Genomic DNA, 15,894 nt, shown 5'->3' on the forward strand with positions numbered 1-15,894 from the left:
GGCTTACTGCACCTGCACCCGGAGGACGAGGGTGATCCTGGCCGCCGGGGGCATCACGTCGTTCGCGTCAATGGTCCCGTCCCCGTTGGTGTCCACGCCCACGTACACGGACTGACCGGTGGCCACGCTGGGAGGCGGCGTGGGGCTCCAGGCGTTGCCGTCCGTGGAGTAAAGGACCGTGGCCCCGCTGGGGAAGCCCGTGGTGGTAGCGGCCATGCTCACGAAGGTGGTGTAAGCGGGGATGGGGTCGGCGATCTTCACGTTCGTCAGGTTCCCGGTGCCGATGTTCTCCGCCACGATGACGTAGTCAATGTAGTCCCCGGGGTAGGCCTGGCTACCGTCGGAGGAGCGGACGGCGGAGGTCGTCCCCACGTAGCTCACCGCGCTCTTCTGGAGCCTGAGCTCCCCGCCCACGATGGTGGTGGTCTCCGTGGCGGTGTCGCTGGCGTTCCCCGTGCCCACGGTGCAGTTTGCGGTCACGGTGTTCACGTCCACCTGGCCGATGGGTTCTCCGGCGGGAACCAAGACGCGGACGTGGATCGTCTGGGTACCGCCGAAGGCGGGCACGCTCACCCCGCTCAGGCTGTTCTGCCAGGTGGTGCCGTCTAGGGAGTACTGGTAGGTCCAGCCGGAGCTACCACCCGTGCCGGTGATGGAGCAGAGCGCGCCGGTATTGGAATTGTTCACCAAGGTGTGGGTGTACTGGATGGTCCCGGGGCTCGTGACGGTGCCCGCCCGGTCGGGGTCCAGGAGCACCTGGGCCACCAGGTTCACGTTGACCTGGGTGTTAACGGTGTCGGAAACGGTGCCCAGGGTGGCGCTGGTGGCGGTGAAGCTCACCGGGTTGCTCCCGGGGGCGGTCCCCGCGGGCACGGTGACGGCGGCGATGTAGCACTTGGTCCCGCCGGGGTTGATGGGCCCGGTGTTGGTCACCGGGGCAGGGGTTGGCGTGTCCATCAACCCATCGCAGTTCGCATCGGGGTAGAAGAGGACGCTCCAGCCGGTGGGGACGCTCGCGGTGAGGTTGTAGCTATCCGTGTTGGCCCCCGCGTTGTAGGTGTCCAGCGGGAAGTACACCGTCTGGCCGGGGTTGGCGGTCTGGGCGGCGGGGTTGTCGTTGGTGGCGTTGCCATCCCCCGCGTACCCGCGGGCCGCCAGGTCCACCGCGTAGCCCGGGAGGATGTCCGTGAGCTGGTCGGTGGTGAGGTCGGACTTGGAGGAGTCGTTCACGCTGGTGGCCTTGAGCTCCACCTTGTAGGTGGTCGTGGTGCCGTCGGCCGGGTTTTCAAAGTAGCCCGCGGGCAGGAGGCACTTCACCACCACGGTCTGCGTGCTGCCGGGGTTCAGGGGGCCGATGGCGCCGGAGATAGGCGTGATGCCGTCCGCGGCGTAGATTTGGCAGACGGTCCCCGCGGGGAAGGTGGGGTTCTGGAGCGTGAGGGTGAAGCTGTCGGGGGCGTTCCCGTCGTTCCGCACCACGTTGGTGAAGCTCACCGTCTGGCCGGAGTAGGCGCTGGCCACCACCTGGGTTTCGTTGCCCAGGGTGATGTTGCCGGGGTAGCCCACCACGGGCTGGTACGTGGCGGTCACGGTGTTGGTGGTGGTGTTGGAGGAAACGGTTTCGCCGGGGTCGTTGCTGTCCCCATCCCCGTTGGCGTCAAACCGCACCACCGCGGTGTTGGCGTAGGTGGCGCCGGCGGGGGCGTTCGCAGGCACCGTGGCCTGGAAGCTGAAGGTGTACTGCGCCCCTTGCGGGAAGAAGGCCCCGCTGCCGGAGATGAACATGCCGATGGCGATGGTGCCGTTTCCGGTGAGGGGGAGGGTAGTGAGGGTTTGCCAGGTGCTGCCGTCGTAGTAGACGAAGCTCACCGTGCCCGATCCCGCGGTGCCCGTGGGCATGGTGCTCACGGTGAGGCCGGTGGGAATGACGTCCGAGATGAGGATGCCGGTGCCGAGGCCGGGGATGGTAACGCCGTAGGCCGCGCTCCCGCCCACGTTGGCCCCCGAGATGGTGAAGGTGACCGTACCGCCCGGGGCCACACTGCTCGGCGTGGCGGACTTGGTGGCGGTGAGGGCGGCCTGGGTGGTGGCCACCGCGCGGGCCCAGTTGTCGGCATCGGTAACGCTCGGGTTACCCTGGCTGGTGCCGGTGAGGTTCAGGTTGCCGTACTGGCCGCTCGTGGCCGTGGCGGGGATGGTGGCCACCACCGCCACGCAGGCCTGCTGGCCCATCCCCAGGGTGACGGAGGTCACCTGGGGTTCCCCCGCGTCCACGGCGCCGTTGCAGTTGTCGTCGCGGTAGATCCGAACGCTCAGCAGGTCAAAGTCGTCCGAGGTGCCCTGGACCGTGGCCAGGTTGATGGTGTCCGTGCCGTTTCCGGTGTTCTCCACCACGTAGTTGAAGAGCACCTGGCCACCGGGCAGGCCGGACTTGGTCTGTCCGGGGGCGCTTTCGGTACCGTTTGGGGTGATGGTGAAGCTGTAGACCTGCTGGACCACGGTCACCACCTGGTTGGAGGTGGTGGTCCGGGGTTGGCCGGCGGAGTCAATGTAGCTGGCCGAAGCCTGGTTGGTGATGCTGGTGCCTGCGGGGGTCATAGCCAAGGCCACCCCCAGCAGGAGGGTCATGAGGCCCAAACCTAAAAACTTTAGTCTTTTCATTCCTTACCTCCCTTCTGCTAGCGGACCTTGGTCCTGACCAGAACCTCCACCCTTTCGCCGGGCTTGAGCTCCGGAATGGTGTAGCGCACGTGGGTGTACTCCTCGGGCTTGACCTCTACCTCCTTTTCCACCTCCTTTCCCCCTTCCATCACCCGGACCCGCTTTTTGAGGGGCGGAAAGCCGAAGGTTTTGCCCCCGTCAAAGCTGAACTCCGGGCGGATTTGGGCCTCCCTAAAGCGGAGCAGGGGCGCCTCGAGGAACACCGTCTCTTTGGGGATGGGGATCACCAGGGCCACCTGGCGGAGGGGATCTTTCCCCTTGTTCTCCGCCAGAAGGCGCCAGACCACCACATCCCCCGGGGCCACCTCGAGGGCCTCCACCAGGACCTCCTTGCCGTCCTTCACCTGGACCTTAAAGCCCTTAAGGTCTAGGCTGAGCTGGGCTAGGGCCGTGGCGAGGAGAAACACCATAAGAGCCCAAAGCCGCGTGGCACTTTTCGGCATACCACCTCCCAAAAGGGAGGCTAGGGGACCCTTGTGAAAAACCTGTGAAAGGTGGGGGTTACCCCTACCCCCTATCCCGGGGCTTCCCCTCCTCATGGGGCGTGGTATCCTTCAGGGCGGTTGGGGCCTTATGCTGAGGCTTGAAGGCATCACCAAGCGCTTCGGGCCGGTCCTGGCCTGCGATGGGGTGAGCCTCGAGGTGGGGCGGGGCGAGGTCCTGGCCCTGCTCGGGGAGAACGGGGCGGGGAAGACCACCCTGGTGAGCCTCCTCTACGGCCTCTACGCCCCCGATGCGGGGCGGATCCTTCTGGAAGGCCGGGAGGTGCGGATCCCTTCCCCCCAGGCGGCCCAGCGCCTGGGGATCGCCCTGGTGCCCCAGCACCCCGAGCTCCTCGAGGCCCACACCGTGGCGGAGAACCTGGCCCTGGGCCTCCGCCTTCCCCCTTTCTTCACCCAAGAAGTCCTCCTCCGCCGCCTCCAGGGCCACTTGGAACGGAGCGCCTTAGGCCTGGACCCTGGTTTCCTCCGCCTCCCCGTGGCCGCCCTCTCCGCGGGGGAGAAGCAGCGCCTGGAGATCCTAAAGGCCCTCCTTTCCCACCCCAAGGTCCTCATCCTGGACGAGCCCACCAGCGTCCTCACCCCCAGGGAGGCGGAGGGCCTTTTCGGGGAGATCCGCCGCCTCAAGGAGGAGGGTCTTGCGGTGATCTTCATCAGCCACAAGCTGGACGAGGTCTTGGAGGTGGCGGACCGCATCGCCGTGCTCCGCGCCGGGCGCAAGGTGGGGGAGGTTTCCCGAAAGGAAGCCACAAAAGAGGAGCTCATCCGCCTCATGGTGGGGCGGCGTCTTTCGCCCCTCCCCCGGGCCCTGCCCCCTAAGGAGGAGGTGGTCTTGGAGGTGGAGGGCCTTCACGTGCCCCGGCGGGGCGTGCCCCTCCAGGGGGTTTCCTTTGCCTTGCGGGCGGGGGAGATCCTGGGGGTGGCGGGGGTGGCGGGAAGCGGCCAGAGCGAACTGGTGGAGGCCCTAGCCGGGCTTAGGCCCTATGGGGGAGAGGTGCGCCTTTTGGGAAAACCCCTCCCCAGGGATCCGGCCCGGGTCTTCGCCTTGGGGGTGGGGCATGTTCCCGAAGAGCGGAGCACGGGCCTCGCCCCAGGCCTGCCCGTGGCGGAGAACCTCTCCTTGCGCACCCACCGGAGGCTTGCCCGACGGGGGGTTCTTTTCCGGAAGGACCTGGAGGCGCGGGCCAAGGACCTCATGGCCCGCTTCCGCATCCAGGCCCCTTCCCCCTGGGCCCCCGTGCGCTTCCTCTCGGGGGGGAACGCCCAGAAGGTCATCCTGGCGCGGGAGCTTTCCGAAGGCCCTAGGCTCCTCCTCGCCATGCACCCCACCTACGGGGTGGACGTGGGGGCCCAGGAGGAGGTCCACCGCCTCCTTTTGGACCTCGCGGCCTCGGGCACGGCCATCCTGTTGGTGAGCGAGGACCTGGACGAGATCCTGGCCCTGAGCCACCGGGTGGCCGCCCTCCACCGGGGGCGGTTTGTGGGGCCCATCCCCCGGGAGGAGGCCACCCTGGAGCGCCTGGGGCGGATGATGGCGGAGGGACGATGAGGCTGGAGCTGGACCCAAGCCCCACCCCGGCCAAGGTGGCCTGGAGCTACGGGGCGTTTTTCCTCCTAACCTTCCTCCTTTTGGCCCTTCTCTTCGCCCTCTACGGGGTTTCCCCCCTTCGGGCCTTTGGCCTCCTCTTTTCCGTGGTGCTGGACCCCTTGGGCCTCTTTGAGGTCTTAAGGCGCGCCGTTCCCCTCCTCCTCATCGGGGCGGGGCTATCTCTGGCCTTCCGGGTGGGGTTTTTCAACATCGGGGCCGAGGGGCAGCTCCTCCTGGGGGCGGTGGGGGCGGCCTACGCCGCCCTTTTTCTCCCCACGGGCCCCTGGACCCTTCCCCTCATGTTCCTCCTGGGTGGGGGCCTTTCGGCCCTTTGGGCCCTTCTCGCCGCCTGGCTTCGCGTGCGCTTTGGCGCCAGCGAGATCCTCACCACCCTCATGCAGAACTACCTGGCCTACTACCTGGTGGTCTACCTGGTGGCGGGGCCCTGGAAAGGGGAGCGGGTTTTCGGCTTCCTCTACACCGACACCTTCCCCCAGGCCGCCTGGCTTCCCCGCCTAGGGGAAAGCCTCGTCCCCTGGCCCACCCTCCTCCTGGGGGTGCTGGCCGCGCTCTTCCTCCATTTCCTCCTCTTCCGCACCCCCCTGGGCCTGGAGTGGCGGGTCCTGGGGGATAACCCCAAGGCCGCCCGGTACCTGGGCCTACGGGAGGGGCGGCTTCTCCTCCTGGTGGCCCTCCTCTCCGGCCTCCTTGCGGGGGTGGCCGGGGTGGGGGAGGTGGCGGGGATCCACCACAAGCTCTTGGAGCCCGCCCAGATCTCCTTGGGCTACGGCTTCACCGCCATCCTGGTGGCCTGGCTGGCCCGGGGGGGGCCCCTCTTCACCCTCCTCACCGCGCCCCTCATGGGGGTGGTGTTGGCGGGGGGGGATCTTTTGAAGCTGGAGCTTTCCATGCCCTTTAGGGTGGTGGACGTCTTCGCCGGCCTCATGCTCCTCGCCCTCATCGGGGCCGAGGCCCTGGCCCGCCACCGCGTGGTCTGGAGGCGCTGATGGAAGAGGCTCTTTTGCGCGCGGTCCTCTTTGGCACCCCCATCCTCCTCGCCACCTTGGGGGCCCTCCTTGCGGAGCGGAGCGGGGTGGTGCAGCTTGGGGTGGAGGGGATGATGGCCCTTTCCGCCCTGGCGGCCTTCGCCGCGGCCCTGGCCTTCGGGCCTTCCATGGGGATCCTGGCAGGGGTCCTGGTGGGGGCTTTCCTGGGCCTTTTCCACGGGATCTTCACCGTGACCTTAAGGGCCAACCAGTTCGTGGCGGGGCTCGCCCTGTCCGCCTTGGGGCTTGGGGCCTCGGGGCTTTTGGGGAAGCGCTACGAGGGGCTCCCCCTCCCCGCCCCCTTGCCCGAGGGGGGGTTTGCCCTTTTGGCCTTCCTCCTGGCCTTCCTCCTCCACGCCTTCCTCTTCTATACCCGCACCGGGCTTTACCTGAGGAGCGTGGGGGAGAACCCCAAGGCGGCGGACCTCTTCGGGGTGAGCGTGGACGGGGTGCGCTACCTGGCCTTGGGGATGGGCGGGGGGCTGATTGGCCTCTCGGGGGCCTACCTCTCCTTGGCCTACCGCCCCGCCTGGACGGACGGCATGACCGCAGGGCTTGGCTGGGTAGCGGTGGCCCTGGTGATCCTGGCCGCCTGGCGGCCCTTGAGGGCCCTTTTCGGGGCCTACTTCTTCGGCCTCCTCTTCTTCCTCCAGTTCCGGCTCCAGGGCAGTGTACCTATACCGAGCGAGGCCTTTGCCGCCATGCCCTACCTTCTGGTTATCCTGGTCCTGGCCCTTTCGGGCCGCGCCCAGGCCCCTAAGGCCCTGGGCCTGCCCTTTGAGAGGGGGAGGTGAGGGATGAAACGGTGGATCTTCCTACTGGCCCTGGCCCTGGGGCTTGCCCTGGGGCAGGAGGCGAAGCTCAAGGCCTGCTTCATCTACGTGGGGCCCATCGGGGACGCGGGCTGGACCTACGCCCACGACGTGGGGCGCAAGAAGGCCGAGGCCGCTTTGCCTTGGCTTGAAACCAAGTACGTGGAGAGCGTCCCCGAGGCCCAGGTGGTGCCGGTGATTGACCGGCTGGTGCGGGAGGGGTGCCGGGTGGTCTTCGCCACCAGCTTCGGGTACATGGACGGGGTCCTCGAGGCCGCCCGGAAGTACCCGGACGTGATCTTCGCCCACGCCACCGGCATCAAGCGGGCCCCCAACGTGGCCACCTACATGGCGGACTTCTACCAGGTCTATTACCTAAACGGCCTCGCCGCCGGGGCCCTCACCAAGACGGGCAAGGTGGGGTACGTGGCCGCCTTCCCCATCCCCGAGGTGAAGCGGCACATCAACGCCTTCGCCCTGGGGGTGCGGGCGGTGAACCCTAAGGCCCAGGTCCTGGTGCGCTGGATCAACGCCTGGTACGACCCCGCCAAGGCCCGGGAGGCCACGGAGGCCCTCCTCGCCCAGGGGGCGGACGTCTTCGCCTTCACCGAGGACACCCCCACGGTGATCCAGACCGCGGCCCGCAAGGGGGCCTACAGCTTCGGCCACTACACCCCCATGCTGAAGTTCGCCCCCGACCACGTGGTCTCGGGCCAGATCGTCCACTGGGACGTGATCTACATAGATTTCCTCAAGAAGGTGCGGGAAGGGGTGTACACCCCCAAGAACCTGGAGGGGGTGGACTACTTCTGGCTCCTCCAGCACAAGGCGGTGGAGATGGGGGCGGACTACGGCGTGCCCATCAACCCCAAGCACGTGCCCCTCTTGAAGGCGGCCTCCATGACCGTGGGGGGGAAGAAGGTGGCGGTCTACGACCGGATCATGGCCCTCCTCAAGGACATGTCCTCCCCCAAGCCCACCTTTGACCCCTTCACCGGGCCCATCCGGGACCGCAAGGGGGTGGTGCGCGTCCCCGCGGGGCGGAAGGCCACCCTCGAGGAGCTCCTCACCCTGGAGTGGGCGGCCCCTGGGGTGGTGGGGGACTGGCCGGGCGAGCCCAAGTAAACACCCCGCCGAAGCTTTCGCTTTGGCGGGGGCCCCGGAAGAAGGTTTTTGTACGCTTTGGGGTCCCCACCGCGGCCTTGGCCGCGGTGGGGTTTATAATGCCCCCATGGAAGTCGGCGACCTTGCGCCCGAGTTCGCCCTCCCGGACCAGGAGGGCAAGGTGCACCGCCTTTCGGACTACCGGGGGCGGTGGGTGGTCCTCTACTTCTACCCCAAGGACGACACCCCGGGGTGCACCAAGGAGGCCTGCGGCTTCCGGGACGAGAAGGGGCGCCTGGAGAGCCTGGGGGCGGTGGTGCTCGGGGTCTCCGCGGACGATGTGGAAAGCCACAAGCGCTTCGCGGAGAAGTACCGCCTGAACTTCCCCCTCCTGGCGGACCCGGGCCGCGAGGCCATCCTGGCCTACGGGGCCTGGGGGAAGAAGAACCTGTACGGGAAGGCGTACGAAGGGGTTCTCCGGCAAACCTTCCTCATAGACCCCGAGGGGCGCATCGCCAAGATCTGGCGGAAGGTCTCCCCCGAGGGGCATGCGGAGGAAGTGGCGGAGGCCCTTCTCGCCCTAAAGGGGGCTTAGGATATGGAAAAGCCCCTCGAGGCCTACAAGAAGGAGGCCGCCCACGCCGCGGTGGCCTTCGTGGAAGACGGCATGGTGGTGGGCCTGGGCACGGGCTCCACCGCCCGCTACGCCGTCCTCGAGCTCGCCCGGAGGCTTAGGGAGGGGGAGCTAAGGGACGTGAAGGGGGTCCCCACCTCCGAGGCCACCCGGGACCTGGCCCTGAAGGAGGGCATCCCCCTCATAGACCTCCCCCCGGAAGGGGTGGATCTGGCCATTGACGGGGCCGACGAGATCGCCCCCGGCCTCCTCCTCATCAAGGGGCTTGGGGGGGCCCTTCTGCGGGAGAAGATCGTGGAGGCCACCGCCCGGGAGTTCATCGTCATCGCCGACCACACCAAGAAGGTGCCCGTGCTGGGGCGGGGCCCGGTGCCGGTGGAGATCGTGCCCTTTGGGCACCGGGCCACCCTAAGGGCCATCGCCGCCCTGGGGGGCGAGCCGGAGCTCCGCATGGACGGGGACGAGTTTTATTTCACCGACAGCGGCCACCTCATCGCCGACTGCCGCTTCGGCCCCATCGGGGACCCCTTCGGCCTCCACAAGGCCCTCCTGGAGATCCCCGGGGTGGTGGAGACGGGGCTTTTCCTGAGCCTCGCCACCCGGGCCCTGGTGGCGGGGCCCTTGGGGGTGGAGGAGCTCCTCCCCTAAGGGTGTAGAATGTTCCCCATGAAGGGCATGCCCCGGCTTTAGGGCGGGGAGGGCCTCCCCGCCCGGGGCGCATGCCCCGGTTTTTTTCGGAGGAGGGATGGAAAAGGTTTTTTACGTCACCACGCCCATCTACTACGTGAACGCCGAGCCCCACCTGGGCCACGCCTACACCACGGTGGTGGCGGACTTCCTGGCCCGCTGGCACCGGCTGGACGGCTACCGCACCTACTTCCTCACCGGGACGGACGAGCACGGGGAGACCGTCTACCGGGCCGCCCTGGCCGCGGGGGAGGACCCCAAGGCCTTTGTGGACCGGGTGTCCGAGCGCTTCCGGCGGGCCTGGGAGCTCCTGGGGATCGCCTACGACGACTTCATCCGCACCACGGAAGAGCGCCACAAAAGGGTGGTCCAGGCCGTCTTGCAGAGGGTCTACGAGGCGGGGGACATCTACTATGGGGAGTACGAGGGGCTTTACTGCGTCTCCTGCGAGCGCTTCTATACGGAGAAGGAGCTTTCCGAGGGGCTTTGCCCCATCCACGGCCGTCCGGTGGAGCGCCGCAAGGAGGGGAACTACTTCTTCCGCATGGAGAAGTACCGCCCCTGGCTCCTCCAGTACCTGGAGGACCACCCCGACCTCATCCGCCCCGAGGGCTACCGGAACGAGGTCCTGGCCATGCTTTCCGAGCCCATCGGGGACCTCTCCATCTCCCGCCCGAGGGCCCGGGTGCCCTGGGGCATCCCCCTGCCCTGGGACGGGGAGCACGTGACCTACGTCTGGTTTGATGCCCTCCTCAACTACGTCTCCGCCCTGGACTACCCCGAGGGGGAGAGGTTCAAGACCTTCTGGCCCCACGCCTGGCACCTCATCGGCAAGGACATCCTGAAGCCCCACGCGGTGTTCTGGCCCACCATGCTGAAGGCCGCGGGGCTTCCCGTCTACCGCCACCTGAACGTGGGGGGGTACCTCCTGGGCCCCGACGGGCGCAAGATGTCCAAGACCCTGGGGAACGTGGTGGACCCCTTCCGCCTGGCGGAGCGCTACGGGCGGGACGCGGTGCGCTACTACCTCCTCCGGGAAATCCCCTACGGGCAGGACGCGGCCGTGGGGGAGGAGGCCCTTAGGGTGCGGTACGAGGCGGACCTGGCGGACAACCTGGGCAACCTGGTCCAGCGCCTTAGGGCCATGCTCCTCCGCTTCGCGGAGGGGAGGATCCCGGGGCCCGTGCCGGGGGAGGGGCTCGAGGCCGGCACCGCCCTCCTGGAGCGCCTCCGCCCGCTGGTGCGGGAGCTCCGCTTCCACCTGGCCCTGGAGGCGGTGATGGACTACGTGAAGGCCCTAAACCGCTACCTCAACGAGAAGCGGCCCTGGGAGCTCGCGAAGGAAGACCCCGAAGGAGCCCGGGCGGTGCTCTACCGGGTGGTGGAGGGCCTGAGGATCGCTTCGGTCCTCCTCACCCCCGCCATGCCGGACAAGATGGCCGAGCTCCGGCGGGCCCTGGGCCTTCCCGAGCCCGAAAGCCTGGAGGAGGCCGGGCGCTGGGGCCTCACCCCTCCTGGCCCCCTCCCCCAGGAGGCCCCCATCCTCTTCCCCAAGGAGGAGAAGCCCCTTAAGGCGGGCTCCAAGGAGGAAAACGCTGTGGAACCCATCTCCATAGAGGACTTCGCCAAGGTGGAGCTAAGGGTGGCGGAGGTGGTGGCCGCGGAGCGCCACCCCAACGCGGACCGCCTCCTGGTCCTCCGGCTTTCCCTGGGTGGGGAGGAGCGGACCGTGGTCTCGGGCATCGCCAAGTGGTACCGCCCGGAGGACCTGGTGGGGAGGAAGGTGGTCCTGGTGGCCAACCTCAAGCCGGCCAAGCTTCGGGGGGTGGAAAGCCAGGGGATGATCCTCGCGGCCCAGGAGGGGGAGAAGCTCGTCCTGGTGACGGTGGACGGGGATATCCCCCCGGGGGCGGTGGTGCGGTAGAAGCCCCGCCGCAGCCCAAGCTGCGGCGGGGGCCTCGGAAAGGGAGGGGCTGGACCCCTCCCTTTTACTTTCCGTTCAGCTCCTCCAGGGCCCGCTTCAGGATGGCGTCCCCCTCGAGGTCCAAGACCGCCTGCCCCCGCTCCTCGGGGAGGGGGCGCTGGCGCTGGGGCTCGGCGTAGGTGAACTTGCCCTCGCTGTCGGCCTTCACCCGCACCGTCTTGCCGTTTAGGGTGACGGCGATCTCCGCCCCCGGGGGCGCCCCCGCGCCCTGGAGGGAGAAGGGGGTGGGGAAGCGGGTGTCCTTCACCTCGATGTCCGGCTTCAGGCCCTCCTGGTTGATGGCCCGGCGCTTGGGGGTGAGCCACTCAAAGGTCACCAGGGTGAGCTCCCCGCCGTTGGCTAGGGTGAAGGGGGTCTGGCCCACGCCCTTGCCGAAGGTCTTCTCCCCGATGACCTTGGCCCGGCCGTAGTCCTGGAGGGCCCCGGCCACGATCTCGCTGGCGGAGGCGGAGTTGCCGTTCACCAGGACCACCATGGGTCCCTCCCACAGGGGCCGCCCCGAGGCCTCGCACCAGACCCGGGTGAGGTTCTTGGTGCGGGTGTAGACGATGGGGCCTTCCTTGAGGAAGGCGCTCGCCACCGCGCAGCCCTGGTCCAGGAGGCCGCCCCCGTTGTCCCTCAGGTCAAAGATGAGCTTCCTCACCCCCTGGGCCTTGAGCTCGTCCAGGGCCTTCTTGAGCTGGTCCTCCACCTTGAAGTTGGCGAAGGTTTCCAAGGCCACATAGCCCACGTCCCCGATGCGTCCGGTGGAAACGGAGACGATCTCCACCCGTTCCCGGATGAGCTCAAAGACCAGGGGGGCGGGCACCCCTTCCCGCCTGATCTTCAGGGTGACCTTGGTCCCCTCGCGGCCGCGGATTTTGGCCACCACCTCCTGCAGGGGGAGCTTGGTCACGTCCTGGCCGTCCACCTCGAGGATGACGTCCCCCGCGCGGATCCCGGCCCGCTGGGCGGGGAGGCCCTTCATGACCCCCTCCACCTTGGCCCCGGTGCCGTCGGGGTTGGCGGGGGAGAGGGTGGCCCCGATGCCGAAGAACTCGCCCCTTAAGTCCTCCTGGCGGAGGCTTGCCCGCTGGGGCGGGGAGTAGCTGGTGAAGGGGTCTTCCAGGGCCTCTATCATCCCCCCGATGGCCCCCTCCAGGATCTTGTTGAGCTTTTCCCGGGGTAAGGGTTCCAGGTAGTCCTGCTGGATGCGCTGGTAGACCTCCAGGAGGGCCTGCCCGTTGGGGTTCTGCAGGAGGGTTTCCGCCTGGGGCCTCTGGAGCTGGGCGTAGACCAGGGCCAGGAGGACCCCAAGGCCGACGAGGAACCACGCGCGCTTTTTCATCTTCGCACTCACCTAGGCCCCACTATAGCGCGCCTGGGTGAGAAGGAAAGTAGGATGGGGGCATGATCGCCTTCCACCGGGTGAGCCTGGAATACCCCAGGACCGGGACCAAGGCCCTCTACAACGTGAGCCTCGAGGTCAAGAAGGGCGAGTTCGTCTACATCGTGGGGCATTCCGGGGCGGGAAAGTCCACCCTCTTAAGCCTCATCCTGCGCCGCCTCCTCCCCACCCAGGGGGCGGTGTACTTCGCCGGGCAGAACCTGAAGGCCCTAAAGGGGGACGGGGTGGCCCTCCACCGGCGCCGCATCGGCATGGTCTTCCAGGACCACCGCCTCCTCAAGGACCTGACCGTGGAGGAGAACCTGGCCTTCGTCCTCCAGGTCCAGGGGGTGCCCCGGCGGGAGTGGGAGGGGCGGATCTACACCGCGCTTCGCCGGGTGGGCCTGGCCCACAAGAAGCGGGCCTTCCCCGAGGAGCTTTCCGTGGGGGAGGCCCAGCGGGTGGCCATCGCCCGGGCCCTGCTCCTGGACCCGCCCGTCATCCTGGCGGACGAGCCCACGGGGAACCTGGACCCGGAGAACGCCCTTTCCGTCCTGGAGATCCTCAAAGCGGCCCACGCCCGGGGGGCCACGGTCCTTCTCGCCACCCACAGCCGGGAGCTCCTGGAGGCCTACCCCGCGCGGGTGGTGGTGCTGAAGGCGGGGCAGGTGGTCCGGGACGAGCGTCCCGGGGAGGGTGGTAGCATAAGGGTAAGGGAAGGCCCTCTTGGGGGCGGAAAGGAGGATTAATGAACGTCTACAAGCTCATCGGCCGCAACCTGGAGATCACCGACGCCATCCGGGAGTATGTGGAAAAGAAGCTCGCCCGCCTGGACCGCTACCAGAACGGCGAGCTCATGGCCAAGGTGGTGCTTTCCCTGGCGAATAGCCCCCACGTGGAGCGGAAGGCCAAGGCCGAGGTCCAGGTGGACCTCCCCGGGGGGCTGGTGCGGGTGGAGGAGGAGGACCAAGACCTCTACGCGGCCATTGACCGCATGGTGGACCGCCTGGAAACCCAGCTCAAGCGCTTCAAGGAGCGCCGCTACGTGGGCAAGCGCCACTCCTACCAGGGCCCTCCCCCTGAGGAGGTGCGGGCCCTTTCTGCCCTGCGCAAGCCCGAGGAGGAGGAAGGCCCCAGGATCGTCCGGGTCAAGCGCTTTGAGATGAAGCCCATGGACCCCGAGGAGGCGGCCTTCCAGATGGAGGCCCTGGGGCACGATTTCTTCGTCTTCCGCAACCGGGAAACGGAGGAGATCAACGTCATCTACCGCCGCAAGGACGGGAACTACGGGCTCATTGAGCCCGCGTAACCCCCCCTTTGGCCTCGGCGGGGGGCTTAAAAGTAGGCCGCGGGGTCCACGAAGCGGGTTTCCTCCCCCAGGCGTACCGCCACCCGGAACTCCAGCTCCTCCGGGCGGATGAGGAGGCCCCCGCCGGTGTAGCCCAGAAGCTGGCCCCGTTCCACCCGCTCCCCTTCCCGCACCAGGGGTTCTTGGAGGTTGGTGTAGACGGTGGAGAGGGTTTCCGTGTGGACCAGCATCACCGTGTAGCCCAGGTTGGGGAGGTAGAGGATGCCCCCCACGTACCCCTCCGCGGCCGCCTGCACGGGGCTGCCGGGGGCCGGGCCCTGGATGACCATGAACGAGCCCTCCGCTCCGTAGGGGACGGCGATCCGCCCCCCGGGCACGGGGAAGGCCAGGCGGCCCACGGCGCTGGGCAGGGGCGGGGGAGGGACCACCACCCGGGCGGGCTGGGCCGCGGCTCTCCTGCGGGCCTCCTCCTGGCGCCGCCGTTCCTCCTCCTGCCTCCTGAGCTCTTCCAGGCGCCGCCTTTCCGCCAGGATCCGGGCCTGGAGCTTTTCCAGCTCGGCCTGCAGGCGCTGGCGCTCCTTTAGGGCCTCCCGGAGGAGGGCCCGCTTCCCCTGGGCCTCCCGTTCCAGGCCCGCCAGGGTGGCCTCCAGGGCCTTCTTTTCCCCCTCCAGGGCCTTCTGGGTTTCCGCTAGGCGCGCCTCCTTGGCGGAAAGGTCTTTCAGGAGGAGTTCCAGCCGGACCTTTTCCTCCCGTAGGGCCTTCAGCACCCCCTGGACCTGGCGCACCAGGGCGGTGTCCCGCTCCGAGATGTAGCCCACCAGGCGGGCCCGCACCATGAGGTCGGTGAAGCCCTCCGCCCGGAGGAGGGGGAGGTAGCGGGCGGCCTTTTCCTTATGGAGGCTCAGCATGAGGGCCCGAAGCCGCCCCTTTAGGGCTTCCAGCTCCGCTTCCCGCTTGGCGATGCGGGCTTCGGTCCCGCGCACCTCTGCCCTTAGGCGGGCGATCTCCCGCCTGAGGGCGGTCCTCTCCCCCTCCAGCCGGGCGATCTCCCCCTCGAGGCGGGCCTTTTCCCCAAGGAGCGCCTCCACCCGCTGGGAGAGGCGCTGGAGCTCGCGGTTTAGGAGGGCGATGCGCTGGGCCGCCCGCTCCTCCAGGGCCCGGGCCCTTTGGGCCTGGGCCTCGAGGGTGTTTAGGTCCTGGGCCAGGGCAAGGCCTAGGAGGCAGAGGAGGAGGAGCGCGCGCACCCTAAACCTCCCTCAGGTGGGCCCGGCTGGCGAGGTACGCCCCTCCTAGGCCCAGGAAGAGGGCCAGGAGCAAGACGGCCATCCCGGTCTGGATAAGGTCCTCGAGGCTGAGCACGGGGATGAAGGGGAGAAGCCCCTGCAGGGCCCCGGAAAGGCCCCGGTAAAGGACCCCCCCGAAGAGGACCGCGAGGAGCCCAGCCCCCAGGGTGAGGAAGGCCCCTTCCGCCAGGAAGGGCCCCTGGATGAACCGGCGGGTGGCCCCCACCAGGAGCATGATGCCCAGGGCCTCCTTGCGGCTTTCCACCGAGAGGCGGATGGAGCCCATCACGCTGAAGAGGGTGTTGAGGAGGAGGAGGGCCACCAAAAGGACCATGGCCGCCCGGCTTCCCGAGAGCACCCCCACGAGCCTTTCCGTGAGCTCCCCCCCGTACTCCACCCCCTCCACCCCCGGGAGGCCCCGGAGGCGCTCCGCCACCTGGCGCACGGCCTCGGGGGTCCTCAGGCGCAGGCGCAGGGTGTCGGGCAGGGGGTTTTCCACCAGGTCCTTGGCCTCCGCCAGGTAGGGGTAGTCCAGGACCAGCTGGGCCAGGGCCTCCTCCTTGGTCTGGAGGCGCACCTCCCCCACCTCGGGCCAGGCCTGGATCTCCGTGAGGAGGGCCTCCACGTCCGCCCCCCTTCCTAGAAAAGCGGCCACCTCCAGCTCCCGCTCCAGGCCCTGGACCACCCGCTCCAGGTTCCACAGGAGAAGCCCCAGGAAGTAGAGCAGGGTGAAGGAGACCAGGGCGGTGAAGAAGGTGGCCAGGCTGGCGGTGGGGTGGCGGAGGATCTGGCGGAACCCTTCGCGGACGGCGTACACGCCCCCTATCTTAGGGCTTTCCACCCAAAGCTTTATGAAAGCC

Annotated in this window: 14 protein-coding genes; 9 read left to right on the forward strand and 5 right to left on the reverse strand. The window is 68.3% G+C overall.

Annotated features, from left to right (window positions below):
* Positions 1-3: 3 nt before the first annotated feature.
* Both B043_RS0107675 and B043_RS0107680 read right to left on the reverse strand, forming a co-directional pair.
* Positions 4-2,661, reverse strand: coding sequence for a DUF11 domain-containing protein (locus B043_RS0107675; RefSeq protein WP_018461539.1), 2,658 nt, complete (start codon positions 2,659-2,661; stop codon positions 4-6).
* A gap of 17 nt (positions 2,662-2,678) precedes the next feature.
* Entirely contained in the window at positions 2,679-3,131 is a 453-nt protein-coding gene (locus B043_RS0107680; RefSeq protein ID WP_018461540.1) for a hypothetical protein, read from the reverse strand.
* A gap of 163 nt (positions 3,132-3,294) precedes the next feature.
* Between B043_RS0107680 and B043_RS0107685 the strand changes: the two genes are divergently transcribed.
* From B043_RS0107685 to metG, 7 genes are all read left to right on the forward strand, one after another.
* Positions 3,295-4,770 carry an ABC transporter ATP-binding protein gene (locus B043_RS0107685; protein WP_018461541.1) on the forward strand — a complete coding sequence of 492 codons (1,476 nt, stop codon included), beginning with the start codon at positions 3,295-3,297 and terminating at the stop codon, positions 4,768-4,770.
* On the forward strand, positions 4,767-5,816 hold the full coding sequence (locus tag B043_RS0107690) for an ABC transporter permease (RefSeq protein WP_018461542.1): 1,050 nt from the start codon (positions 4,767-4,769) through the stop codon (positions 5,814-5,816). The genes B043_RS0107685 and B043_RS0107690 overlap by 4 nt, the downstream gene beginning before the upstream one ends.
* The gene (locus tag B043_RS0107695; RefSeq protein ID WP_018461543.1) at positions 5,816-6,649 is read left to right on the forward strand and encodes an ABC transporter permease; all 834 of its coding nucleotides are present in this window, start codon (positions 5,816-5,818) and stop codon (positions 6,647-6,649) included. The genes B043_RS0107690 and B043_RS0107695 overlap by 1 nt, the downstream gene beginning before the upstream one ends.
* 3 nt (positions 6,650-6,652) lie before the next feature.
* Entirely contained in the window at positions 6,653-7,792 is a 1,140-nt protein-coding gene (locus B043_RS0107700; RefSeq protein ID WP_016329102.1) for a BMP family ABC transporter substrate-binding protein, read from the forward strand.
* A 106-nt stretch (positions 7,793-7,898) separates the two neighbouring features.
* A complete protein-coding gene (gene bcp, locus B043_RS0107705; protein WP_018461544.1) occupies positions 7,899-8,366 on the forward strand; it encodes a thioredoxin-dependent thiol peroxidase in 468 nt (155 codons plus the stop codon).
* A 3-nt stretch (positions 8,367-8,369) separates the two neighbouring features.
* Positions 8,370-9,053: a ribose-5-phosphate isomerase RpiA gene (gene rpiA, locus B043_RS0107710; RefSeq protein WP_018461545.1), complete on the forward strand. Its 684-nt coding sequence runs from the start codon at positions 8,370-8,372 to the stop codon at positions 9,051-9,053.
* 97 nt (positions 9,054-9,150) lie between these two features.
* On the forward strand, positions 9,151-11,016 hold the full coding sequence (gene metG, locus B043_RS0107715) for a methionine--tRNA ligase (RefSeq protein ID WP_018461546.1): 1,866 nt from the start codon (positions 9,151-9,153) through the stop codon (positions 11,014-11,016).
* 64 nt (positions 11,017-11,080) lie between these two features.
* On the opposite strand, the gene B043_RS0107720 is transcribed toward metG, so the two are convergent.
* A complete protein-coding gene (locus tag B043_RS0107720; RefSeq protein ID WP_018461547.1) occupies positions 11,081-12,403 on the reverse strand; it encodes a S41 family peptidase in 1,323 nt (440 codons plus the stop codon).
* Positions 12,404-12,465: 62 nt separating this feature from the next.
* Here B043_RS0107720 and ftsE point away from each other — a divergent pair, with 62 nt between their 5' ends.
* Positions 12,466-13,191: a cell division ATP-binding protein FtsE gene (gene ftsE / locus B043_RS0107725; protein ID WP_016329108.1), complete on the forward strand. Its 726-nt coding sequence runs from the start codon at positions 12,466-12,468 to the stop codon at positions 13,189-13,191.
* Positions 13,191-13,751 carry a ribosome hibernation-promoting factor, HPF/YfiA family gene (hpf, locus tag B043_RS0107730; protein WP_016329109.1) on the forward strand — a complete coding sequence of 187 codons (561 nt, stop codon included), beginning with the start codon at positions 13,191-13,193 and terminating at the stop codon, positions 13,749-13,751. Before ftsE ends, hpf begins: the two co-directional genes overlap by 1 nt.
* 26 nt (positions 13,752-13,777) lie before the next feature.
* Here the strand turns inward: hpf and B043_RS0107735 are convergent, their stop codons facing one another.
* Entirely contained in the window at positions 13,778-14,995 is a 1,218-nt protein-coding gene (locus B043_RS0107735; RefSeq protein WP_018461548.1) for a murein hydrolase activator EnvC family protein, read from the reverse strand.
* A gap of 1 nt (position 14,996) precedes the next feature.
* Entirely contained in the window at positions 14,997-15,851 is an 855-nt protein-coding gene (locus B043_RS0107740; RefSeq protein ID WP_026234186.1) for a cell division protein FtsX, read from the reverse strand.
* Positions 15,852-15,894 lie beyond the last annotated feature (43 nt).

Source organism: Thermus oshimai DSM 12092, assembly GCF_000373145.1.
Classification (GTDB): Bacteria; Deinococcota; Deinococci; order Deinococcales; family Thermaceae; genus Thermus; species Thermus oshimai.